Source organism: Leucobacter aridicollis (genome assembly GCF_024399335.1).
Taxonomy (GTDB): domain Bacteria; phylum Actinomycetota; class Actinomycetes; order Actinomycetales; family Microbacteriaceae; genus Leucobacter; species Leucobacter aridicollis_A.
Window position 1 is genome coordinate 1 of the sequence record NZ_CP075339.1, and the last position, 22090, is coordinate 22090.

Sequence of the window (22090 nt, forward strand, 5' to 3'; positions counted from 1 at the left end):
ATGTCTGACGAAGAACTCACCGAACTCTGGGAAGAGATTAAGCGTCATGTAAACGCTGATCTCTCCGTTGGACCCGTCTATGGGGCACAGTTGTTGCTCGCCACTCCGCGGGGTGTTGCAGCGGGCACGCTCTACCTTGCGGTCCAAACTGATTTCACCTTGAAGCTGCTAGACGGCCGCCTTCGCCCGCCGATCATGGGCGCTCTCGCCGGCCTCACGACGGCAGAGAGTATCGACAATTTCGTTGTGATTGTTGATGAAGACGCGGTGCCGGCCCCCGAGCCGGAGGCGTTTGAGCGGAGCGAGTTTGTTTCGCCGCCGGCCCAGGTACGCGTCGACCGACCAATTCAGGAGCCGCGAAGCAGGCACGCCGCGGCAGTTCCATATGAGGATCCGCACCTGAACGAGAAGTACGACTTTGATTCGTTCGTGATCGGCCAGTCCAACAGGCTTGCGCATGCGGCAGCGCTGGCGGTATCTGAATCTCCGGCTCAGTCATACAATCCACTGTTCATTTATGGCGACTCAGGGCTTGGCAAGACTCACTTGCTTCACGCTATCGGCCATTACTCCCGAGAGCTGTTCCCTGAGATCCGAGTTCGTTACGTGAGTTCTGAGGACTTCACCAACGATTTCATCAATTCGATCGCGAACAACCAGGGTGCCCAGTTCCAAGATCGCTATCGCAACGTCGATGTCTTGCTCGTCGACGATATTCAGTTCCTTGAGGGTAAAGCGGAGACACAAGAAGCGTTTTTCCATACTTTCAACACGTTGCACAGCCATAACAAGCAGGTGGTCATCACGAGCGACGTGCAACCGAAGCAGCTGCGAGGCTTCGAGGAGCGGATCACGTCTCGTTTTGAGTGGGGGTTGTTGACTGACATCCAGGCGCCCGACCTCGAAACGCGAATCGCAATTCTCCGCAAGAAGGCTCAGCGCGAGCACCTTGACGTCGATGACGCAATTCTCGAGTTCATCGCCTCGAAATTCTCGTCAAACATTCGTGAGCTCGAGGGAACCCTCATTCGCGTGACGGCGTATGCCAACCTCAACCGGCAGCGCATCGACATGCCCCTGGTGAAAACAGTCTTGAAAGACCTCATCTCGATCGATAGCGACAACGAGGTGCAGCCCACAGACATCATTAGCCGAACCGCCGAGTACTTCGATCTTTCAGTCGACGAGCTCTATGGCCCGTCACGCGCTCAGCAGATTGCGTTGGCCAGGCAGATCGCAATGTATCTCTGCCGCGAGCTGACCCAGCTGTCACTTCCGAAGATTGGCCAGCTCTTCGGTGGACGTGATCACACAACGGTGATGTATGCCCACAAGAAGATTGCCCAGCTCATTACCGAGCGGCGCTCCGTGTACAACCAGGTGTCTGAACTCACCACGAGAGTAAGGCAGAACGGGCGGTGACACTCCACAACCCACAGGCCCCCTGTGGATAACTGTGGATAACTTCGCAAAAATGTGGAGGGTTCGGGTTCGGCTGTGAATTACAGGATTTTTGTGAGTTTGCCGTCTTCATGCGGATCTGCGGCTATCCACCCCTTGCAAACAAGTCACATGGGTGTAGTTCCAAGGCAGGACAAGGGAACGACCAAGTTATCCACAGTTTCCACAGCCCTTATTACTATTACAAGTTTTCTAATTCTTGTAAGCGACTCAATCACGCTCCGCTTCGCACCGGCCGGTTTCACCAAACACCAAGGTGTGCAAAGATTGTGGGGCTGGCGCCCCGTGCGCCTATGAAGGGAAAACACATGCGATTCACCGTCAACCGTGACGTGTTCAGCGACGCAGTGTCGTTCGCGGTGAAGTTGCTTCCTCAGCGCCCGACACAGCCGCTGCTGAGTGGAGTGCTTCTTCACGCCGAGGACGCTGAGCTCACTATTTCGTCTTTCGATTACGAAGTGTCGGCCCGCACGGGTGTTGTCGCCGATGTCGCTGAGGCAGGTAGGGCACTTGTCTCTGGTCGCCTTCTTGGTGAAATCGCGCAACGACTGCCGCACGCCGACGTTCAAGTTTCCCTTCTTGAAAGCCGTGTAGAAGTACGCTGCGGAAGTGCATCCTTCAGTCTTCCGGCTATGCCTGTCGAAGAGTATCCGCAGGTTCCTGTCGTTGATTCAGTCTCAGGCGCAGTTCCAGCGCAGGACTTTGCTGACGCAGTGGCGCAGGTGTCTCTTGCGGCCTCAAAGGACGACGTAACGCCCGTCATTACGGGTGTCCAGTTCGAAGTTTCTGAAAACTCACTCACGCTCACCGCAACTGATCGCTACCGTGTTGCAACTCGTGGCCTCGACTGGGAAGATCGCGGTGCAGGCGAGCATCTCAGCGCTTTGGTTCCGTCGAAGATTGTCACGGAGGTCGGCAAGACTTTCTCAAACGACGGCGAAGTGCGAATCACGATCGTCAAAGATGGCGAGCGCGAACTCATCGCTTTCACTGGCGGAAGCAAGACGGTTACGTCGCTGCTCATTAAGGGTAACTACCCGCCGGTTGGGCGCTTGTTCCCTGAGAACGTCGATAACTACGCAGTCGTAAATACCGCCGAGCTCATTGAAGCCGTTGGTCGTGTTGGTCTGGTCCTCGAACGCGAAGCAGCGCTTCGCTTTTCCTTTGCTGAAGGCGCGGTGATGCTTGAGGCAGCCGGCACTGAGTCAGCTCAGGCAGTTGAAAGTGTTGACGTCCACCTGCAGGGTGACGAGATGATCGTCTCCCTCAAGCCTCAGTTCTTGCTTGACGGACTTCGTTCGACTCATTCGGAGTTCGCACGGATCGCATTCACGCGAACCGATAACCCTGGCAAGCCCGGGCCGGTGCTCATCACGAGCCAGCGCAGCAAGGACGAAGCCGACGATGCTAGTTTCCGGTATCTGCTGCAGCCGAACCTACTGCTCCGCTAGACAATGAGGGTCGCTCACCTTTCACTCGGCGACTTTCGGAATTACGCGGCTGCCGAGCTGACACTGCATGAGGGCCCGAACCTCATCATTGGTAAGAACGGCCAGGGGAAGACAAACCTCGTCGAGGCAATTTCTTACTTTGCGACGCTGAGATCGCATCGCGTCTCTACTGACTCTGCGATGATTCGTGCCGAAAGGCCGGCCGCAATCTTGCGGATGAGGGTCGTGGCTGGCGACCGGGATGTGCTGCTTGAAACACAGCTCAACCGGGTTGGAGCGAATCGTGCCCAGGTAAACGGCAACATGGTGCGCTCGCGTGTGTTAACGCGGTGGTTCACGTCGATTATGTTTGCGCCTGAAGACCTCAGCATTGTTCGAGGTGAGCCCGCGGTGAGACGACGCTTCATGGACGACGCGCTCATCGCGCGCTTGCCCGTTGCCGCAGGGGTGATTGCTGACTACGAGCGTGTGGTTCGGCAGCGAACATCACTCCTCAAATCAGCGCGATCCGCGTCGCGGGGGACCGCGGCACTGCAAGCGACGCTTGAAGTCTGGGACGAGCAGCTGATTGAGCACGGGGTAAAGATCATGCTTGCGCGACGTGAGCTCGTTGCCGACCTGCGTCAACCACTCATTGACGCCTACTCAAACCTCGTTGACGCGGATCATGCGCCGGGCTTAGCTCTGAGCGAGTCCGTCTACGACAGCGTAGATGATGTTTCACGTGGAACGACGGGACTAGCCACCGGCGATCAGGTTTCACGTGAAACACTCGCGTCGGATTTTCGCAGCGCACTGAGTGCCGTTCGGTCGCGGGAGATTGAGCGGGGTGTGACTCTCGTCGGGCCTCATCGAGATGACATGGTGTTGGCCCTGAACGCACTGCCTGTCCGTGGTTACGCGAGCCACGGAGAGTCTTGGTCGTTCGCGCTCTCCTTGAAGATCGCCCTTGCCACAGTGATTCGAGCAGAGTCACCGGCCGGCGACCCAGTGATTATCCTCGACGATGTCTTTGCTGAACTCGACAGAGGCCGGCGTCAGCGACTGATGGCCGTCGTTGGTGACTTCGAGCAAGTCGTCGTAACAGCAGCAGTCGAGGGGGATGTGCCCGAGGGGCTTCCATGGCACCGCATTGAGGTATCTGCAGGTACGCTTCTCGAGCGAGATGCCGTTGAGTAGCCCAATCGATTCGTTCTCGACCTCCGCATATCTGCGGGCAAAGAGCGTGTGGCGCGGGAAGATTCAACGCAAGCGCCCGAGAAGAGCAGGAGACGATCCACTCTCCCGGCCGTTCGGCAGCGGCCGAGACCCGCGGTCTCTTAGCCTTGTGCTTGAGTCTGTTGTAGTAGACATGGGCTGGTCAAGCGAGCTTGAACAGGCCCGAATCATTGAAGAATGGCCGACATTCGTCGGCATTGCCACAGCTGAGCACACGACGGTAACTGGCATCCGCGATGGAGTGCTCGAGATCCAGTGCGATTCGACGACGTGGGCGACGGAACTTCGCAGACTTCGAGCCGAGATGCTCACTCGACTACTCACCGAGTATCCGGATTCAGATATTCGTGATCTTCGATTCAAGGCTCCCGGGGCGCCATCGTGGCGTCACGGACCACGTGTTGTACCAGGGCGAGGGCCGCGCGACACGTACGGATAGCGCATTCAACGCCATTCCGACGAGTGTTGAGTTTTTTCGGGGACGATCCTTCCAAAAAAACGGCCACCAGACGCCCCAGAAAGCCGTTTTGCGGGGCGATTCTTGATAGAGTTGGGGTGAAGTGTGCCTCAGGCCAAAAATGGCCCGTGGTTATCCGGGAGAGTGTGCATTAGAAAATGACTTTAGAACAAACTGCGGCTGAAGAATACGGCGCTGGAGAGATCCAGGTCCTTGAGGGACTCGAAGCCGTCCGCAAGCGGCCCGGTATGTATATCGGCTCGACCGGTCCACGTGGCCTTCATCACCTTGTCTACGAGATCGTAGACAACTCAGTGGATGAGGCGCTGGCTGGGCATTGCGATACGATCAACGTCACGATCCTGAAAGACGGGGGAGTGCGTGTTGTTGATAACGGTCGCGGTATCCCCGTCGACATGCACCCCACTGAGGGACGATCGACTGTGGAGGTTGTACTTACGGTACTCCACGCGGGCGGAAAGTTTGGCGGCGGGGGCTACGCGGTCTCCGGTGGACTTCACGGCGTTGGCTCGTCAGTTGTGAACGCGCTCTCCACACGATTTGACGTCTCGGTTATGCGACAAGGTTTCACGTGGAACATGTCCTTCACCAATTCGGTCCCAGACGCGCCTCTCGCGCAGGGAGAACCTACAGAGCAGACGGGCACGTCGATCTCGTTCTGGCCGAGCGCTGAGATTTTCGAGACCATTGAGTTCGACTACCAGACGCTTCGGACCCGGTTCCAGCAAATGGCCTTCCTGAACAAGGGCCTGAAGATCACGCTCACAGATGAGCGGCCACAGGAACCCGTCGAGAACGAAAGCGGCGAGCTCGTTGAGCCCAAGGCACCTTCTGACGAGTTCATGTATGAACGTGGCATCGAAGATTACGTGCAGCACCTCAACACAGCCAAACGTGCCGAGCTTGTGAACGAAGAAATTATTTCGTTTGAACTTGAGGATCCGGAGCGCAAGATCTCTGCTGAGGTCGCGATGCAGTGGACGACTTCCTACTCCGAGAGCGTCCACACCTACGCCAACACGATTAACACTCACGAGGGTGGCACTCACGAAGAAGGATTCAGGGCGGCGCTCACAACGCTTGTGAATCGATACGCTCGAGAGAAGAACATCCTTCGGGAGAAGGATGACAATCTGTCGGGGGAGGATGTTCGAGAGGGACTCACCGCGGTGGTCTCGGTGAAGCTTGGCGAGCCCCAGTTTGAGGGGCAGACAAAAACCAAGCTCGGAAACACCGAAGCCAAGGCGTTCGTCCAGAAGGTCGTCGGCGATCAGCTCGGAGACTGGTTCGAACGCAACCCAGGCCCTGCGAAAGACATTATCCGTAAGTCCATTCAGGCCGCCTCCGCCCGCCTTGCAGCGCGAAAGGCGCGCGAGACAGCCCGTCGAAAGGGCCTGCTTGAGTCAGGTGGAATGCCAGGCAAGCTCTCAGATTGCACGAGCAAGGACCCCACTGTCTCCGAGATCTTTATTGTGGAGGGCGACTCCGCCGGTGGCTCGGCCAAGACCGGCCGAAACCCAGAGACACAGGCAATTCTCCCGCTCAGAGGCAAGATCCTGAACGTCGAGAAGGCCCGTCTTGACCGTGCGCTTGGGAACGCCGAGGTACAAGCGATGATTACTGCCTTCGGTGCGGGCATCGCCGAGGAGTTTGATCCTGAGAAAGTCAGGTACCACAAGATCGTCCTGATGGCCGACGCTGACGTCGACGGCCAGCACATCACGACGCTCCTCCTCACTCTCCTCTTCAGGTACATGCGCCCGCTCATCGACCTCGGCTATGTCTTCCTCGCTCAGCCTCCGCTCTACCGCATCAAATGGACGAACGCAGAACATGAGTACGTCTACAGCGACGCCGAGCGCGACGAACGGCTCGAGGCTGGCGCGGCCGCTGGCCGCCGCCTCCAGAAGGAGAGCGGTGTCCAGCGATACAAGGGCCTTGGCGAGATGAACCACGAAGAGTTGTGGGATACCACGATGAACCCGGAGACCCGCACGCTACTGCAGGTCACCATGGACGATGCGGCTATTGCTGATGAGGTCTTCTCCACGCTGATGGGTGAAGACGTAGAGGCACGCCGCAGCTTTATTCAGCAGAACGCGAAGGATGTGCGCTTCCTTGACATCTGAAAACACCACACCAGAAGACGTGGCCGACGAGGCCCAGGCCGAGCCACAGGTCGAGCCGAATCACGGTCGCATCGACCAGGTGGAACTCAACGTCGAGATGCAGCGCTCGTACCTCGATTATGCGATGAGCGTTATCGTCGGGCGGGCCCTGCCAGACGTGCGTGACGGGCTCAAGCCCGTGCACCGCCGTGTGATTTACACGATGTACGACGGTGGATACCGCCCAGACAAGGCATTCTCGAAGTGCACCCGTGTCATCGGTGACGTCATGGGCCAGTTCCACCCGCACGGTGACACGGCAGTATACGACTCACTCGTTCGCCTCGTGCAACCGTGGTCGCTGCGATACCCGCTCGCGCTTGGTCAGGGCAACTTTGGTTCGCCGGGCAACGATGGTGCAGCTGCGCACCGTTACACCGAGACCAAAATGTCTCCACTTGCCATGGAGATGGTGCGGGATATTGACGAAGATACAGTCAATTTCCAGGACAACTACGACGGCCGCACGCAAGAGCCGACGGTGCTCACAGCGCGTTTTCCAAACCTGCTCGTGAACGGCTCTGTCGGTATTGCAGTCGGCATGGCGACAAATATTCCCCCGCACAACCTTCGAGAGGTTGCAGCGGGGGCAAAGTGGCATCTCGAGCACCCCGAGGCGACTCGTGAAGAGCTGTTTGAGGCGCTCATGGAGCGCATCAGCGGCCCCGACTTCCCAACTGGCGCGCAGATTCTTGGAACCAGCGGCATCCGCGACGCCTATCGCACGGGGCGCGGCTCCATCAAGATGCGCGCGGTTGTGAACATCGAGGAAATCCAGGGGCGCACATGCCTCGTTGTGACTGAGTTGCCGTATCAGGTCAACCCAGACAACCTTGCCGTGAAGATTGCCGACCTTGTGAAGGAAGGCAAAGTCCAGGGCATCGCAGACATTCGTGATGAGACAAGTGGCCGCACCGGCCAGCGTCTTGTCATCGTGATGAAGCGTGACGCGATCCCGAAGGTTGTGCTGAACAATCTCTACAAGCACACGCAGTTGCAAGAGAACTTTGGCGCGAACATGCTTGCCATTGTGGACGGTGTCCCTCGAACTCTCGCCATCGATGGCTTCATCACCTACTGGGTGAAGCACCAGATTGAGATCATCGTTCGGCGCACCCAGTTCCGTCTGCAGAAGGCCGAGGCTGAAGCTCACATTCAGCGCGGCTACCTCAAGGCACTCGACGCGCTCGACGAAGTTATCGCTCTGATCAGGCGTTCTTCGACGGTTGATGACGCGCGGGAGGGGCTCATGAGCCTGCTCGGTGTCGACCAGATTCAGGCCGACGCGATCCTCGCGATGCAGCTCCGCCGACTGGCAGCGCTTGAACGACAAAAGATTCTCGACCTCGCCGCCAAGCTCGAAGCTCAGATCAAGGAGTACGAGGGCATCCTCGCATCGCCTGAGCAGCAGCGTGGAATTATCGTTGAGGAGCTCGACGAGCTCGTGACTCGGTACGGTGATGACCGCCGAACGACGATTCTGCACGGTTACGACGGTGACATGTCGATGGAAGACCTCATTCCCGAAGAAGAGATGGTCATTACCGTCACTCGCGGCGGATACGTCAAACGAACGCGAATCGACAACTACAGGTCGCAACACCGCGGCGGCAAGGGCGTCCGCGGCGCACAGCTGCGCGCTGACGACATCGTCGAACACTTCTTTGTCACGACAACCCATCACTGGCTACTGTTCTTCACGAACACCGGCCGGGTCTATCGCGCGAAGGCGTACGAGGTTGCAGAGGGTGGCCGTGACGCGAAGGGCCAGCACCTTGCGAACCTGTTGGCCCTCGCTCCCGACGAGCAGGTCACACAAATCCTCGACCTGCGGCAGTATGACGACGCGAGCTACCTGCTGCTCGCGACACGCGATGGTCTTGTCAAGAAGACACCGCTTACCGAGTACGACACAAACCGTACTGGCGGCATCATCGCGATCAAGCTCCGTGAAGGGGACGAGCTCGTCCAGGCTCTCATCGCGGGTGCAGATGACGACATTCTGCTGATCTCACGACAGGGCATGTCGGTGCGATTTACCGCAACTGATCAGGCACTTCGCCCAATGGGTCGGTCGACGAGCGGCGTACGAGGCATGAACTTCCGTGACGGGGACGCACTGCTTGCAGCATCTCGACTCAGCGACGACGAGGGCTACGTCTTCGTCGTCACCGAGGGCGGCTACGCGAAGCGCACAGCAGTCAGCGAATACAGGGTCCAGCAGCGCGGCGGTTACGGCATTAAGGTCGCGAAGCTTGACGAGACGCGTGGAGATCTTGCGGGCGGCTTCATCGTGGACGAAGGCGACGAAGTGCTCGTCGTACTGGCGAGCGGTAAGGTTGTTCGATCCGGCGTCGCAGAGGTGCCGGCGAAGGGACGCAACACCATGGGAGTGGTGTTCGCTCGCTTCCCAGAAGGGGATCGTATTATTGGGATCGCCCGAAACGCCGAACGCGGTATCGACGATGGGGACTCGGAGGAGTCCGACGCGGAGAACTCCGTAGAGAAGGAAGACGTGAATGAGTAACACAGTCGCAGACCGGCTTGCGAAGAAGACTCGCAAGAAAGCACCCGCGAAGCAGGTTCGCCTGAAGCTCGTCTACGTCGACTTCTGGTCGGCAGTGAAGTTCTCCTTCCTCGTATCCATTTGTCTTGCCATTGTCGGGATCGTGACTGCAATTCTGGTCTACGTTGTGCTGCAGACGACCGGAGTCTTCGGGCGCATTGATGCGCTCTTCATGGACATCGTTGGCGAAGAGAACAGTTTGATGAACTTCATCGGTTTCCCGCAGGTCGCGTTCTTCTCTGTCGTCGTAGGCGTGCTCAACACGATCGTCGGTACGGCGCTTGGAGCCATCGGATCGCTCGTGTACAACCTGCTCGTGCGTGTTCTCGGCGGATTCCAGCTCGGTTTTTCGAGCAATTAGGCCAAAAGAGGCAACTCGATTTCGCATTCTCGTCCGGAACCGGTAATGTTGTCTCTTGGTCAAGGGGCTATAGCTCAGGTGGTTAGAGCGCTTCACTGATAATGAAGAGGTCCCAGGTTCAAGTCCTGGTAGCCCCACTGAATTTCACAAAATCGGCGAAAACCGGTAGTGTTATTCACAACGGGTCCTTAACTCAGTTGGTAGAGTGCCTGCTTTGCAAGCAGGATGTCGGGAGTTCGATTCTCCCAGGATCCACAACAGATACAAGAAATGCCTCGCCTTACGGCGGGGCATTTCTTGTTGTGTGAGAGGGCCCGAGTTTTGTCTGGTTTCCCCGATCTACGCGACACGCCGAAGCGTGGATTTCAGCGGTCATTTTCCAAAACTTCTTCTGAAGTGCCCGAGAGGAACCCCGCAGCAGTTCAATGCACAAACTGTGCATTCGACACGCCCGGGCCCTCAACAGTCGTGCATATTCGACTGGGGAAGGCTCGTCGGGGAATGACGTCTCGCAGCTCCTAGAGCGTTGCAATCCATCGCCTGGTGTCGCCAGGGTCGATGACGTCGTCGATGTCGAAGACCATTGCAGCACTCAACGCGCGTCCCTCCTCGTAGAGATCTGCCAATAGCTCTGAGAAGCGCCTGTCGCGATCCTGCGAGCTCGAAGCCGTGGCGAGTTCTTTGGCGTATCCCAGCCTGACTGCGCCTTCGAGACCCATCGCCCCAAGCTCTCCGCTCGGCCAGGCCACCGTGAATTGGCTCTCGCGAAGGGATCCCGTCGCCATGGCCATAGCTCCAAGGCCATAACTCTTTCGAATGATGATCACCCCTACTGGCACACTAAGCCGCGCCCCGGCAGCGAACAATCCACCAAATACCTTCACTCCTGGCTCTTCCTCCGCCGCAGGTCCCACCATGAAGCCCGGTGTATCGATGAATGACACGACAGGAATGCCGTGCGCTTCGGCAAAGGTCAGATGCTCGACAAACGAACGCGCTGCCTCGACGTCAATCGCGCCACCCAGGTGCTGATTGTTGTTTGCGATAATCGCAACGGCACGTCCCTCGACTCTCGCAAGAGCTGTAATTGCGCCAGGCGCAGCAATTTCGCGAACCTCAAAGAAGGAGCCGATGTCAACGACGCTTTCAATGGTTGCACGCATACTGAAGGCGCGGAGCCTATCGTGAGGCACAGCTAAGGCAGCAGCGGTTGGATCAGGTTCGGAGAATGAATCGCTTCGATCGCCAAAGTACGCCAGAAACGATTGCGCAGCTTGAACAGCAGCAGCGTCGTCCGGGACTAAGAGATCTATTGCTCCGGTGCGCGCGTGCTGCGAGGCAGGTCCAATGTCCTCGGCGGACCATTCGCCAAGCCCTCCGCCTGCAATCATTGCGGGCCCACCCATCCCGATGTTTGCGTCCTCAGTGGCGATAATGAGGTCGCCCAGACCGGCAAGTGCGGCATTCCCAGCGAAGCACCGGCCAGAGACGATCGTCACGATGGGGACTTTTCCCTTGAGCGAAGCGAATGCGGCGAAAGTCTGCACGCCAAGATGCGATCCTGGCGCAATGTCGGTGTCACCGGGGCGCCCTCCGCCGCCCTCTGCAAACAGAATCACGGGGAGCCGTTTGGCTGCGGCAACTTGCAGGAGTCGATCAGTCTTGGCGTGGCCCCGGGCACCCTGTGTGCCTGCCATAACCATGTAGTCGTAGCTCATCACGACCGCTTGACGCGAGCCCACCGGCGTCTTGACGTGGCCAATGCCCCCGACGATTCCGTCGCCACTCGTGTTCTTGATGAGCTCTGAGACCTCTCGACGTGCGGTCTGGGCCGCGATTGCCAAGGGCCCGTACTCAACGAACGATCCGGGAAGGAGGAGATCGCCAAGATTCTCTCGGGCTGTGCGGCGACCCCGCGCGTGGACGGCTGCAATGGCCTCAGGGCGCGCGTCGTCGATGGCCTTCGCATGGCGCTCGAGCACCTCTGTGATGCCCGGATGGGGTGTACTTGTCTGGTTCGTTTGGGGGAGATGCTCCTTCTCCGCAGGAACGATTGCGAACACCGCCTGGCCGCTGGCTACCTGATCGCCGACCTCGACAAGAGCCCGTGCGGCGTCATAGGGCGGCGAGGAGATGGCGTGATGCATCTTCATTGCTTCAATGAGCCCAAGCTCGCCAGGAGTCTCCTCGAGGGAGACCACCGTTCCAGTGACTGGAGACACGACGACTTGTTCGCCAGGTTCGAGCACAACGGGGGGCTCAGCCTGCTGTGCATACCGAGAGCTCCAGGGTTCCTTCCGGTCGCGGGAATCATCGCGAATATCGAGCGGGGGAAGCTTCTCTCCCGACGCCGAATCGAGCAACTCCGGCAAGTGATCATCGACCCACCGGGTCGTGCTCTCACCGAGAGTCGCGCGCGAAAGCACGGCCATGAGGAACGCGGCGTTTGTCGCGACACCGGTGCATTCGAACTCCGAGAGCGCCGCTTGCGCCCGTCGTTTCAGCGTCGCAACGTCACGGCCAGAAACGATGACCTTCGCAAGTAGGGTGTCGTATCTCGTGCTGACCCGACTGCCCGGCCGCACCCACGTGTCAATCCGGATGCCCAGCCCAGTGGGAAGGCCGAGGTGGCGAACGACACCGGCGGCGGGCTGCGGTGTTCCTTCGGCATCCATTGTCTCCGCCGCAACCCGGAGCTCGACGGCGTAACCTCCGGCTGCGGCGTCCAGGCGAGCAGGAGGGAGTTCAAGCTCGTCGAGCGAACTCCCCAGGCCTATCTCGATCTGGCACGCGACAAGATCCACACCGGTGGTGGCTTCAGTAACTGGATGTTCAACTTGGATGCGGGGGTTGACCTCGAGAAGTACCCACTCTGAGCCGTTCACGAGGAACTCGACTGTTGCAAGCGAGGTGAAGTCAATCGCGGTCAGTAGCCGCCAGGCGGCGTCATGAATGGCCTCGCGAACCGACTCGTCGAGTCGCGGTGCGGGAGCGATCTCGATGAGCTTCTGACGCCTGCGCTGTAGTGAGCAATCTCTATCCCCAAGAGTGCGAACGCCGCCTGCCGCTCCAATGGCCTGGACCTCGATGTGACGCGCCCCGTGAATGAGTCGCTCGGCGAAGACGCGATCGTCTCCAAAACCATGCAGTGCCTCTGACCGGCAGCGGGTGAGGGCCGCAGGAAGGTCGTGTGCATCAGTGACAATCGCGATGCCGCGTCCGCCCCCGCCGGCTACGGCCTTGAGCGCTATACCTTCGGGATACCGCGAAAGCAGCTCGAGCGCAGCATCTGACGATGTGAGTACGGCCGTCGCCTCGGGCACCGGAATGCCGAGAGCTATGGCGAGGTCACGCGTTGCGGTCTTGCTGCCGGCGGTGAGTAGAGCGTCAGGGGAGGGACCGAGGAACGTGAACCCAGCATCGGCACACGCTCGGGCGAAGTCAGCAGATTCTGAGAGAAATCCGTATCCAGGGTGAACGAGTGTGGCACCCGCCCGGCGTCCAGTAGCAATGATCGCCGGCCCGTCAAGATAAGCGGCCGGGCCAGAACCGGGCAGCTCGACCGCTGTGTCTGCGAGCCGAACGTGCATGCTGTCTGCGTCGTCGAGGGAATGGATGGCAACTGTCGAAAGACCGAGGTCGCGTGCCGCACGAATGATGCGCACTGCGATCTCTCCGCGATTCGCAATAAGTAGCGATGTCACTTTGCAGCGACCTGCTTCATCAGGTCGACCTTGCGTATCTTCCCAGTCGCGGTCATCGGCATCGAATCAACGAGGACAATCTCTGGCACCTTGTTGGTCGCCATCTGTTCCTTCGCCCACACGCCGATACTCCCCGCGGAGACCTGGACCTGCGCGCGTAGCTGGACGAATGCGACAGGGCGCTGGCCCGAGTCAGCATCCTCACGGGGTACAACGGCGACCCGCTCAATGTGCGGGTGCGACATCATGAGCGACTCGATCTCCGTGGGGAAGGCACTCATGCCGTTCACTTTGATCATCTCTTTGCTGCGGGCGAGATATGAGAGTCCACCGTAATCATCGAACTGGCCTGCATCACCCGTGAGCAGCCACCCATCGACGATGGCGTTTCGGGTTGCCTCCGGCTTCTTGTAGTAGGCGCGCAACACCGAGGGAGAACGTACAAGGATCTGGCCAGGGACGCCGACATCGACAGGGTTCAGGTCTTCGTCGACGACCACGATCGCGGTCCCGGGCACCGGGTAGCCGCAGTAGGTCGGTTGAGCGCGGAGATCCTGGCTATTGATGTGGAGGCCGAAGGTGAACGTATCTGCGGTGTGAGTCTCGGTCATTCCGTAGGAGGCCTCATGAAGCACAACACCGGTTGCGGTGAGCCACTGCTCACGCAGCTCGCAGTCGAGTTTTCGCACGAATGAGATTGCCACACACTCCTCGAGCGACGAGGTGTCGGTCTTCGCGAAGCGAGGCGTATCCAGCATCTCGACGTAATTGTCAGCCTGCGCTGCGACCCAGGTCACCTTCTCGCGCTCAATAAGGGCGAGTGCACTCTCGGCATTCCAGCGAGTCATTATTACGACCGTGGAACCATCGATGAGTGGATTCAGCATACCCATGTCCTCACCCGCTATCCAGAACATCGGGAGGAAGCCGAGCGACACATGCGCCTTGCCAGTTTGCGCGCTGACCGTCCCGGGTTCCCGCCCCTGGCCTTGGAGTGTGCTGAGCGCCGTGTAGACCATGTGACCTTCCGTATGCTCGCAGCCCTTGGGCATCCCAGTTGTGCCTCCGGTATAGTTCAGCGCAGCGAGTGCTTCACGGTCGCAGCGCATCGGAGCGACGGGGCTCGTAGCCATGATTGACGACCAGTCGCTCGGTACCCCGCCATGCGCATCGGGGAATGGTGGCGGCGGTGTTGGGGGAGAGAGCAGCATGTCACCAAGCTGCGTGTAGGCGACGCGCATCGTGGGGTGTACTCTTTCGTGGGCGGCACCGGCAAGTACCTCCGACGGGATCGCTCGAGCTGCCTCGACGACGCCGACGAGAGCAGGATCGGCGAGCAGCACAGATGCGCCCGAATCTGCGAGCTCGTAGGCGAGTTCGCGTGCTTTGAACATCGGATTGATGGGAACGTAGACGGCGCCGATGCGCAAGATGCCGAGCATCGCAATGGTCAGTTGTGGGCAGTTGCCAAGGTACACACCTACCCTGTCACCCTGAGCAACGCCCTGCGCGAGCAACCAACCTGCGAACGCGCCTGCGCTGCGCTCAAGGTCGGCATAGGAAATATCAGTCCCGTAGAAGTGAATCGCGGTGGTCTGGGGCCGCTCACGGGCCCACCGTCGGAGGTAGTCGTTGAGACCCGCTGCCGGATCTGGGTCGATAAACTCTCTGGCGACCGTTGCTGGCCACAGGGTGCGCCTGGCGGCGAGAGCGATCGCGGCCTCGTTCCAAAGCGTTGTTCTTGGCGTCATTGCCACTCCTCAGGGATCGTATAACTCCCCGCCGTGGGTGCATCCCCTTGGTTCTTTCCTACCCGCGAGTGTCGAGAAACTCAAGGGATTGCTCAATGTGTGCCTCAGGGATACCGCTTCAGTAGGCGCGCAATCAGCGTCTGTTGCCCCTAGTTCAGTCGTGGATCGTAGCTTGGATCCGGAAGCGGCGCGGGGCAGCCAGCTGCCTGGGCACCGTCAACGATCTCGAAGTGCCAGGGCTCATTCTCGTAGAGCTTGCACAGGCCGTACTCGGAGCCGTATTCGGGGGGGGGGGGGGGGCATGCTGTCGCTTCCATCGGGCCGAGATCGACAGCGTCGCCAAGCACGTGTGCCGAGGACTCTGGTGTGGCTACCCAGCGCGCTGCCTCCGCTTCGGAGCCGTACTCGGAGATGGCCTCGGAAAGGAGCTGCTGTTGGTCCGCTGCGGACCGCCATCCGCTAGTAACTGTGAACTCGATGCCGGAGTCGCTGGACGCTTGCCGTAGCGTCGCGAGAAGACCTGGGTCGAGTCCCTCGATCCCGTAAAAGCCAGTGGCAAAGACACTCGTGCCATTCGGCAGGTCTCCCGACGGGGGCACATCGTCCGGCCCTGCGGCCGCTTCTTCATGCTGTGCCGCAGCTGGCTGCTGTGGAGTTGATTCTGCGTCGAGAGAAGACAAGCTGTCTGCGTGAGCCGGTGTCTCAGCTCCAAAGGGCCTGCCATCGCCGTCGATCCCCTCGACGATGATGAATCCCGCCGCAACCGTGGCGGCAACTGCGCCCACAACGAGAATGGGGATCCTCAGCCGGCGGAATCTCAGCTCGGCAACTGTGTATCGCATGAAACCTAGTCCACACGGTTGCCGGTTGTCGGAGCGTATTGCGTTTTCGATACGCTGCGCATACGCAGCGCTTCGTACGATAGAGACATGCGTGTCCTGATCGTCGAAGACGAGCCCTTCCTGGCCGAGGCGATCCGCGATGGTCTCCGTCTCGAGGCAATCGCCGCCGACATCGCGAACGACGGCGACACGGCGCTTGAGCTACTGAGCGTGAACGAGTACGACATCGCGGTGCTCGACCGCGATATTCCCGGTCCGAGTGGCGACGATGTTGCTGCGACAATCGTACGCTCGGGCAGTGGCATGCCTATTCTGATGCTCACCGCGGCAGACAGGCTCGATGACAAGGCGTCCGGGTTTGAGCTCGGGGCAGACGACTACCTCACCAAGCCCTTCGAGCTACAAGAACTCGTGCTTCGCCTCCGGGCGCTCGATCGTCGACGCGCGCACCACAGGCCACCAGTGCGTGAGATCGCGGGGCTTCGCGTTGACCCGTTTCGTCGAGAGGTGTACCGAGACGGGCGGTATGTAGCGCTCACACGCAAACAGTTCGCAGTGCTCGAGGTTCTTGTCGCCGCGGAGGGCGGCGTGGTGAGCGCCGAGGAGCTCCTCGAGCGCGCATGGGACGAGAACGCTGATCCTTTTACAAACGCGGTGCGGATCACAGTCTCGGCTCTGCGCAAGCGGATCGGCGAGCCAGCAATCATCGCGACAGTGCCGGGCGTCGGCTATCGTATCGACGAGAGTGCAGGGAAAGATGCAGCCGCGGCAGAATAGCGCGCGCGGTGCCAGCGCGAGGCTGAGGCTCACGCTCAGCTACGCCGGCTTCCTGCTCGTGACAGGTGCACTGCTGCTCGCTGTCGTCTGGGCGTTTCTGCTGCGCTACGTTCCGCCAGATGCGATCTGGAACAACCACGAGTTCTTTCCTGGCCGTGACGACCTCATTCGCGCGTTCGTGCCGCGCGCACTCCTGGTGCTGGCATTGCTACTGCTTGTCGGGCTCGTTGGCGGGTGGCTTCTTGCAGGGCGGATGCTCGCACCGCTCGAACGAATGACGAAAGTCACGAGGCAGGTCAGTGCTGGGACACTCGGGGCGCGCATCAGGCTCGAGGGCGCACCTGACGAGTTTCGCGAACTCGCCGATGCGTTCGACGCGATGCTTGACAGGCTCGAGGCTCACGTCGCCGAGCAGGAGCGGTTCGCAGCAAATGCATCGCATGAACTGCGCACGCCCCTGGCGATCACACAGACGATGCTCGAAGTCGCACGGAAAGATCCGAGCGGGGTGTCGCCGGAGTTCGTCGACAGGCTGTGGACAGTGAACGCCAGGGCGGTTGAGCTGACTGAGGCGCTACTGCTCCTTGGCCGAAGCGGGAGGCGCGGATTCACTCATGAAGCAGTTGATCTCTCACTGCTCGTTGAGGAGGCTGTCGAGACACTCCTCCCGCGTGCCGAGTCCCGGAAGGTCACTATCGAGGTCGCAGGCGACCCGGTGCTCGCCTCGGGGTCGCCTGCACTGCTCCTGCAGGTCGCAAGCAACCTCATTCTCAACTCGATTCTGCACAATCTCCTTGCCGGTGGGAACTCCACCATCACAACGTGGGAGGCCGGCGGTCGTGCGCTGCTGTCTGTCGAGAACACGGGTCCGCGCGTGAGTGAGGGGCTTGTTGAGACGCTCACCGAGCCGTTTCAGCGAGGGAATGAGCGAACTCGAGCAGACGACTCGGGAGTTGGGCTGGGGCTCGCGATCGTACAGAGCATCATCCAGGCGCACGATGGAACCCTGACACTGCGTGCCCGGCCGGGCGGAGGCCTGGTGGCGAGCATAGCCCTGCCTCTGGCCCCCTCACCTGTGGCAGGACTACTGGGCGAGAGACACGACGGCGAAGGCTGAGCCGACGAGCGTGACAAGCAGTGCAAATCCACTTGCCCGCTGCAGTACTGCACGGGAGCCAAACTTCGAGTGTGTCCGAGCGCACGCGAGAAGGGCGAGGCCCACGGCGCCACCAGCGGTATTCACGAGCACGTCGGTGACGTCTGCGGCCCCAACAGCGAACACGAACTGCAGCGTCTCGTAGGTCACACTGATCGCCGCAATGAGCAGCACGCGAACCCACAACGCGCGCCGGGGCCGGAGAGCTCCAAGCAGCAAGCCGAGCGGCACAAATGCAAGGAAGTTCGCCGCTACCTCGTACGGCGCGCTCGGACCGAAGACCGTGGTGGGCGCGAACGGAACCCATTTCACGGGGGAAAAGGTGTCGCCCATGTGGGGTAGCCGTAGCTTCCACACGATTGCCCAGGTGAGCAGTGCCAGGTAGGCGCTGAACGCCGCGATGAGCACGGTCTCGGCCGCCCCCGGCGCACGCGCAGAGTTCCGTGGTCGCGTTGGGGAACCCAGTGTGCGAGTCGTATCGAGCATGACACCAGTCAAGTGTGAGGGGTGTTGCGAGAGCGTTCAGAGTTTTCGATATGCTCACGAAACATCGGGCTGGCGCATGACAGTTCGCGCGATAGTGTGATGGCGTGACTAGCGTCGAAGAACCGAACCCCGAGAATCGGGTGCCGCGTGGCAGGGCTCGCAACGGGCAGTCTCGTGCATCGGTCATTGCCGCAGCGCTCAAGAGCTTCGCAGCGAAAGGCTACTTTGGGGCGTCGATGCGTGACATCGCCTCCGAGGCGAAGATCGGACTCGCTGGGATCTACCATCACTTCGGCAGTAAGCAAGACCTGCTCCAAGCTGTCATGACAATGACGTTGCAGGACGTGCTCGCGAGCACTCGGGCTCGCGTGGCCGCGGCTCCCGCGGATGATCCCGCAGCGAGGCTTGACGCCCTCGTCCGCGCCTGGGTCGAGTTTCACACGGTACGCCAGGAGGAGGCTCGGGTCGGAGCGTCCGAGGTACACTGCTTGGAGGGGCAAGGACGCGAGCGAGTAATCGCCCTGCGGGACGAGCAGGAGCGGCTCTTCGTCGAGGTCGTCGAGCACGGCGTTCGTCTGGGGGTCTTCACCACGCCGTACCCGCGAGAAGCCGCGCGCGGGATGATCAACATGGGAATCGCCGTTGCGACCTGGTATCGGCTCGATGGCGACATCAGCCCACACGGCCTTGCTGAGCGGTACGCGCGAATGTCGCTCGACATGGTGGGCGCGCTCGCGACACGGAGGTGACGGCGCCACGACGACCATCACCGTGCGTGTGCGTGTGCGTGTGGTGTGGCAGCGTGTGAGAAGACCCTGTGTGCATACGTGCACACGGTAGGTGAATCTGTGCGTGTTGTATTTGAACGATCGTTCGTTTACGCTCGCAGTAACCGGGGAGCAATCCACAAGATCGCCTCCGAGAGTCGATGACACCTGGCCCGAAGGAGCGCCCAATGACCACTGTCGCACACCCACCACATCCCGGTGAAGCGCGAGTGCTCACCCACTTCATCAATGGAGAGCACGTCGCCGGAACATCGGGAAGGTTCAGCGACGTCTATGATCCGAGCGTTGGCCTCGTGCAAGGGCGGGTGCCGCTCGCAAGCACGGCAGAAGTCACCGCTGCCATCGACAATGCCGCTGAGGCGCAGCTCGAGTGGGCAGCGCTCAACCCGCAGCGCCGGGCGCGTGTGCTTCTGCGCTTTCTCGACCTCATCGCCCGCGATACACCCGAGCTCGCAAAACTCCTTTCGCGCGAACACGGCAAGACAGTACCCGACGCGATCGGCGACATTCAGCGAGGCGTCGAGGTCATTGAGTTTGCCGTCGGTGGGCCACACCTGCTGAAGGGGGACTACTCAACTGGCGTCGGCACTGGCGTCGACGTCTATTCGATGCGTCAGCCTCTGGGCGTCGTCGCAGGCATCACCCCGTTCAACTTCCCGGCGATGATTCCGCTCTGGAAGGCAGGACCGGCCCTCGCGGCAGGCAACTCGTTCATCCTGAAGCCCTCTGAGCGCGACCCGTCCGTGCCGCTGCGCATCGCGGAGCTTCTGCTTGAAGCGGGGCTGCCACCTGGGGTGTTCAACGTCGTGAATGGCGACAAGGAAGCAGTCGACGCACTGCTCCACGACGATCGAGTGCGTGCGATCGGGTTTGTCGGGTCGACGCCGATTGCGCAGTACATCTACGAGACTGCCGCAGCTGAGGGCAAGCGGGCTCAGTGTTTCGGAGGTGCGAAGAACCACATGATCGTGATGCCAGACGCTGACCTCGACCAGGTCGCAGACGCCCTCATCGGGGCCGGGTACGGGTCGGCAGGTGAACGCTGCATGGCGATCTCGGTCGCTGTTCCTGTGGGCAAGGAAACCGCTGACGCGCTCGCGGCGAAGCTTGTCGAGAGACTCGGCGACCTCAAGATCGGCCCGGCGCTCGACGAGACCGCTGACTACGGCCCGCTTGTGTCTGCGGAGGCCAAGGCGAGAGTCGAACACTACATTCAGTTGGGAATCGACGAGGGTGCCACGCTGCTCGCAGACGGTCGAGGCCACGTTGTTGAGGGATATGAGGGCGGCTACTACCTCGGACCGACACTCTTTGACAACGTTACCCCCGATATGACGGTCTACCTTGAAGAGATCTTCGGCCCGGTGCTGGTGATGGCTCGCGCTGAGACCTACGAGGAAGCGCTTGCCCTTGCGAGCGACCACGAGTATGGAAACGGTGTTGCGATCTTCACCCGTGACGGCGACACCGCTCGCGATTTCACAGCCCGCGTGAACGTCGGAATGGTCGGCGTGAATGTACCGATCCCAGTGCCAATCGCCTATCACACCTTTGGGGGCTGGAAGCGGTCTGGCTTTGGCGACCTGAATCAGCACGGACCCGATGCGTTCCGCTTCTACACGAAGACGAAAACAGTCACGAGCCGTTGGCCGTCGGGCGCAAAAGAGGGCGCAAGCTTCGTCATCCCAACGATGCAGTGAGCGCCGCCATGAGGGATACCGCCGCAGAAGAACGCGAAGCGCTTGTCGAGGCCGTGCGCGGCTTCGCGAACGCCCAGCTCGCACCGTTCGCGGCTGAACGCGACGCGCAAAAGATCTTCCCCATCGACGCGCTGGCGGCTGCGGGGGAGCTCGGGCTCGGAGGCATCTACGTTCGCGAGGAGTATGGTTCGGGGCTTTCGCGGCTCGACGCTGTCGCTATTTTCGAGGAACTCGCGAAAGGTGACGTCGCTGTCGCTGCGTACATCTCGATCCACAACATGACGGCCTGGATGATTGACACGTTCGGTTCAGTGCAACAGCGCGAACGCTGGCTCCCCGGCATGGTGTCGATGCAGCAGTTGGGCGCATATTGCCTGACAGAGCCGGGCGCCGGCTCTGACGCCGCCGCGATCACAACGAGTGCTCGCCGCGAGGGTGACGAGTACGTCTTGAACGGAACGAAGCAGTTCATCTCCGGTGCGGGTGCCGCGTCTGTCTACGTAGTGATGGCTCGGACAGGTGGGCCCGGTCCGGCGGGAATCAGCACGATCGTTGTCGAGAAAGACACTCCTGGCCTGAGTTTCGGCCCGAACGAGCACAAAATGGGCTGGAACGCGCAGCCCACCCGCCAAGTGATCTTCGAAGACGTCAGGGTGCCAGTCGCCAACCGCCTGAGTGAGGAAGGTGACGGCTTTCACATCGCAATGCGCGGGCTCAACGGTGGTCGAGTCAACATTGGTGCCTGCTCGATTGGGGGCGCACAGTGGGCGCTCGACCGGGCGATCGCCTACGTGCAAGAGCGCCACGCGTTCGGTGCGCCTCTCGCGGCGAACCAGTCGATCGTGTTCACGCTCGCCGACATCGCGACTGACATCCAAGCTGGCAGGGCGCTGCTCGAGCGCGCCGCCGCCAAGATGGACAGCGGTGCGAGTGACACCGCAGTCGCATGCGCACTCGCGAAGCGGTTTGCGACGGACGCAGCCTTTGACGCCGCCAATAAGGCGCTGCAGCTGCACGGCGGCTACGGCTACTTGCACGAGTACGGGATTGAGCGCGTGGTGCGGGACCTACGGGTGCACCAAATTCTCGAAGGAACAAACGAAATCATGCGAACCATCATCGGACGTGACCTGCTGCGAGGCGGGAAGCGCTAGCGTGCACGGGCCGACTGGCGTTCAAAAGG

General features: G+C 60.4%; 16 protein-coding genes and 2 tRNA genes. 14 read left to right on the top strand and 4 right to left on the bottom strand.

The annotated features are described in order from the left end of the window. The 9 genes from dnaA to KI794_RS00045 all read left to right on the top strand — a co-directional run bounded on the left by dnaA (position 1) and on the right by KI794_RS00045 (position 9958). Positions 1-1422 (top strand): chromosomal replication initiator protein DnaA, encoded by a 1422-nt coding sequence (gene dnaA / locus KI794_RS00005; protein WP_119285408.1) that lies wholly within the window; start codon positions 1-3, stop codon positions 1420-1422. 347 nt (positions 1423-1769) lie between these two features. Next, positions 1770-2912, top strand: coding sequence for a DNA polymerase III subunit beta (gene dnaN, locus KI794_RS00010; RefSeq protein WP_119285407.1), 1143 nt, complete (start codon positions 1770-1772; stop codon positions 2910-2912). 3 nt (positions 2913-2915) lie between these two features. Then, positions 2916-4091: a DNA replication/repair protein RecF gene (gene recF, locus KI794_RS00015; protein ID WP_255808658.1), complete on the top strand. Its 1176-nt coding sequence runs from the start codon at positions 2916-2918 to the stop codon at positions 4089-4091. Continuing rightward, positions 4078-4569: a DUF721 domain-containing protein gene (locus KI794_RS00020; protein ID WP_119285405.1), complete on the top strand. Its 492-nt coding sequence runs from the start codon at positions 4078-4080 to the stop codon at positions 4567-4569. The genes recF and KI794_RS00020 overlap by 14 nt, the downstream gene beginning before the upstream one ends. Positions 4570-4745: 176 nt before the next feature. After that, entirely contained in the window at positions 4746-6737 is a 1992-nt protein-coding gene (gene gyrB / locus KI794_RS00025) for a DNA topoisomerase (ATP-hydrolyzing) subunit B (protein WP_119285404.1), read from the top strand. Then, positions 6715-9303, top strand: coding sequence for a DNA gyrase subunit A (gyrA, locus tag KI794_RS00030; RefSeq protein ID WP_119285403.1), 2589 nt, complete (start codon positions 6715-6717; stop codon positions 9301-9303). The genes gyrB and gyrA overlap by 23 nt, the downstream gene beginning before the upstream one ends. Next, positions 9296-9703 carry a DUF3566 domain-containing protein gene (locus tag KI794_RS00035; RefSeq protein ID WP_119285402.1) on the top strand — a complete coding sequence of 136 codons (408 nt, stop codon included), beginning with the start codon at positions 9296-9298 and terminating at the stop codon, positions 9701-9703. Before gyrA ends, KI794_RS00035 begins: the two co-directional genes overlap by 8 nt. A gap of 63 nt (positions 9704-9766) precedes the next feature. Further along, positions 9767-9840 (top strand) — tRNA-Ile (locus KI794_RS00040). Between the two features lie 45 nt (positions 9841-9885). Beyond that, positions 9886-9958 (top strand) — tRNA-Ala (locus KI794_RS00045). Between the two features lie 263 nt (positions 9959-10221). Here the strand turns inward: KI794_RS00045 and KI794_RS00050 are convergent. The 3 genes from KI794_RS00050 to KI794_RS00060 form a co-directional block, all read right to left on the bottom strand. Continuing rightward, complete coding sequence (locus tag KI794_RS00050) at positions 10222-13407, bottom strand: acetyl-CoA carboxylase family protein (protein WP_255808659.1); 3186 nt, start codon at positions 13405-13407, stop codon at positions 10222-10224. After that, on the bottom strand, positions 13404-15158 hold the full coding sequence (locus KI794_RS00055; RefSeq protein WP_255808660.1) for an AMP-binding protein: 1755 nt from the start codon (positions 15156-15158) through the stop codon (positions 13404-13406). Before KI794_RS00055 ends, KI794_RS00050 begins: the two co-directional genes overlap by 4 nt. Before the next feature lie 149 nt (positions 15159-15307). Further along, a complete protein-coding gene (locus KI794_RS00060) occupies positions 15308-16000 on the bottom strand; it encodes a M15 family metallopeptidase (protein WP_255808661.1) in 693 nt (230 codons plus the stop codon). Positions 16001-16087: 87 nt separating this feature from the next. On the opposite strand from KI794_RS00060, the gene KI794_RS00065 reads away from it, so the two are divergent. Next, positions 16088-16777, top strand: a complete 690-nt coding sequence (locus tag KI794_RS00065) for a response regulator transcription factor (RefSeq protein ID WP_119285399.1) — start codon at positions 16088-16090, stop codon at positions 16775-16777. Then, complete coding sequence (locus tag KI794_RS00070; protein ID WP_255808662.1) at positions 16758-17894, top strand: sensor histidine kinase; 1137 nt, start codon at positions 16758-16760, stop codon at positions 17892-17894. Before KI794_RS00065 ends, KI794_RS00070 begins: the two co-directional genes overlap by 20 nt. On the opposite strand, the gene KI794_RS00075 is transcribed toward KI794_RS00070, so the two are convergent. Further along, positions 17862-18419, bottom strand: a complete 558-nt coding sequence (locus tag KI794_RS00075; protein ID WP_255808663.1) for a VanZ family protein — start codon at positions 18417-18419, stop codon at positions 17862-17864. The genes KI794_RS00070 and KI794_RS00075 overlap by 33 nt on opposite strands. A gap of 104 nt (positions 18420-18523) precedes the next feature. On the opposite strand from KI794_RS00075, the gene KI794_RS00080 reads away from it, so the two are divergent. The 3 genes from KI794_RS00080 to KI794_RS00090 all read left to right on the top strand — a co-directional run bounded on the left by KI794_RS00080 (position 18524) and on the right by KI794_RS00090 (position 22061). After that, a complete protein-coding gene (locus KI794_RS00080; RefSeq protein ID WP_255808664.1) occupies positions 18524-19168 on the top strand; it encodes a TetR/AcrR family transcriptional regulator in 645 nt (214 codons plus the stop codon). Positions 19169-19374: 206 nt separating this feature from the next. Then, entirely contained in the window at positions 19375-20907 is a 1533-nt protein-coding gene (locus KI794_RS00085) for a CoA-acylating methylmalonate-semialdehyde dehydrogenase (protein WP_255808665.1), read from the top strand. 8 nt (positions 20908-20915) lie between these two features. Then, complete coding sequence (locus KI794_RS00090; protein ID WP_255808666.1) at positions 20916-22061, top strand: acyl-CoA dehydrogenase family protein; 1146 nt, start codon at positions 20916-20918, stop codon at positions 22059-22061. Positions 22062-22090 lie beyond the last annotated feature (29 nt).

What these genes read in the sequence shown, in the direction of transcription:
- dnaA (WP_119285408.1), top strand. Translation starts at nt 1, where the DNA reads ATGTCTGACGAAGAACTCACCGAACTCTGGGAAGAGATTAAGCGTCAT.
- dnaN (WP_119285407.1), top strand. Translation starts at nt 1,770, where the DNA reads ATGCGATTCACCGTCAACCGTGACGTGTTCAGCGACGCAGTGTCGTTC.
- recF (WP_255808658.1), top strand. Translation starts at nt 2,916, where the DNA reads ATGAGGGTCGCTCACCTTTCACTCGGCGACTTTCGGAATTACGCGGCT.
- KI794_RS00020 (WP_119285405.1), top strand. Translation starts at nt 4,078, where the DNA reads ATGCCGTTGAGTAGCCCAATCGATTCGTTCTCGACCTCCGCATATCTG.
- gyrB (WP_119285404.1), top strand. Translation starts at nt 4,746, where the DNA reads ATGACTTTAGAACAAACTGCGGCTGAAGAATACGGCGCTGGAGAGATC.
- gyrA (WP_119285403.1), top strand. Translation starts at nt 6,715, where the DNA reads ATGTGCGCTTCCTTGACATCTGAAAACACCACACCAGAAGACGTGGCC.
- KI794_RS00035 (WP_119285402.1), top strand. Translation starts at nt 9,296, where the DNA reads ATGAGTAACACAGTCGCAGACCGGCTTGCGAAGAAGACTCGCAAGAAA.
- KI794_RS00055 (WP_255808660.1), bottom strand. Translation starts at nt 15,158, where the DNA reads ATGACGCCAAGAACAACGCTTTGGAACGAGGCCGCGATCGCTCTCGCC.
- KI794_RS00060 (WP_255808661.1), bottom strand. Translation starts at nt 16,000, where the DNA reads ATGCGATACACAGTTGCCGAGCTGAGATTCCGCCGGCTGAGGATCCCC.
- KI794_RS00065 (WP_119285399.1), top strand. Translation starts at nt 16,088, where the DNA reads ATGCGTGTCCTGATCGTCGAAGACGAGCCCTTCCTGGCCGAGGCGATC.
- KI794_RS00070 (WP_255808662.1), top strand. Translation starts at nt 16,758, where the DNA reads ATGCAGCCGCGGCAGAATAGCGCGCGCGGTGCCAGCGCGAGGCTGAGG.
- KI794_RS00075 (WP_255808663.1), bottom strand. Translation starts at nt 18,419, where the DNA reads ATGCTCGATACGACTCGCACACTGGGTTCCCCAACGCGACCACGGAAC.
- KI794_RS00085 (WP_255808665.1), top strand. Translation starts at nt 19,375, where the DNA reads ATGACCACTGTCGCACACCCACCACATCCCGGTGAAGCGCGAGTGCTC.
- KI794_RS00090 (WP_255808666.1), top strand. Translation starts at nt 20,916, where the DNA reads ATGAGGGATACCGCCGCAGAAGAACGCGAAGCGCTTGTCGAGGCCGTG.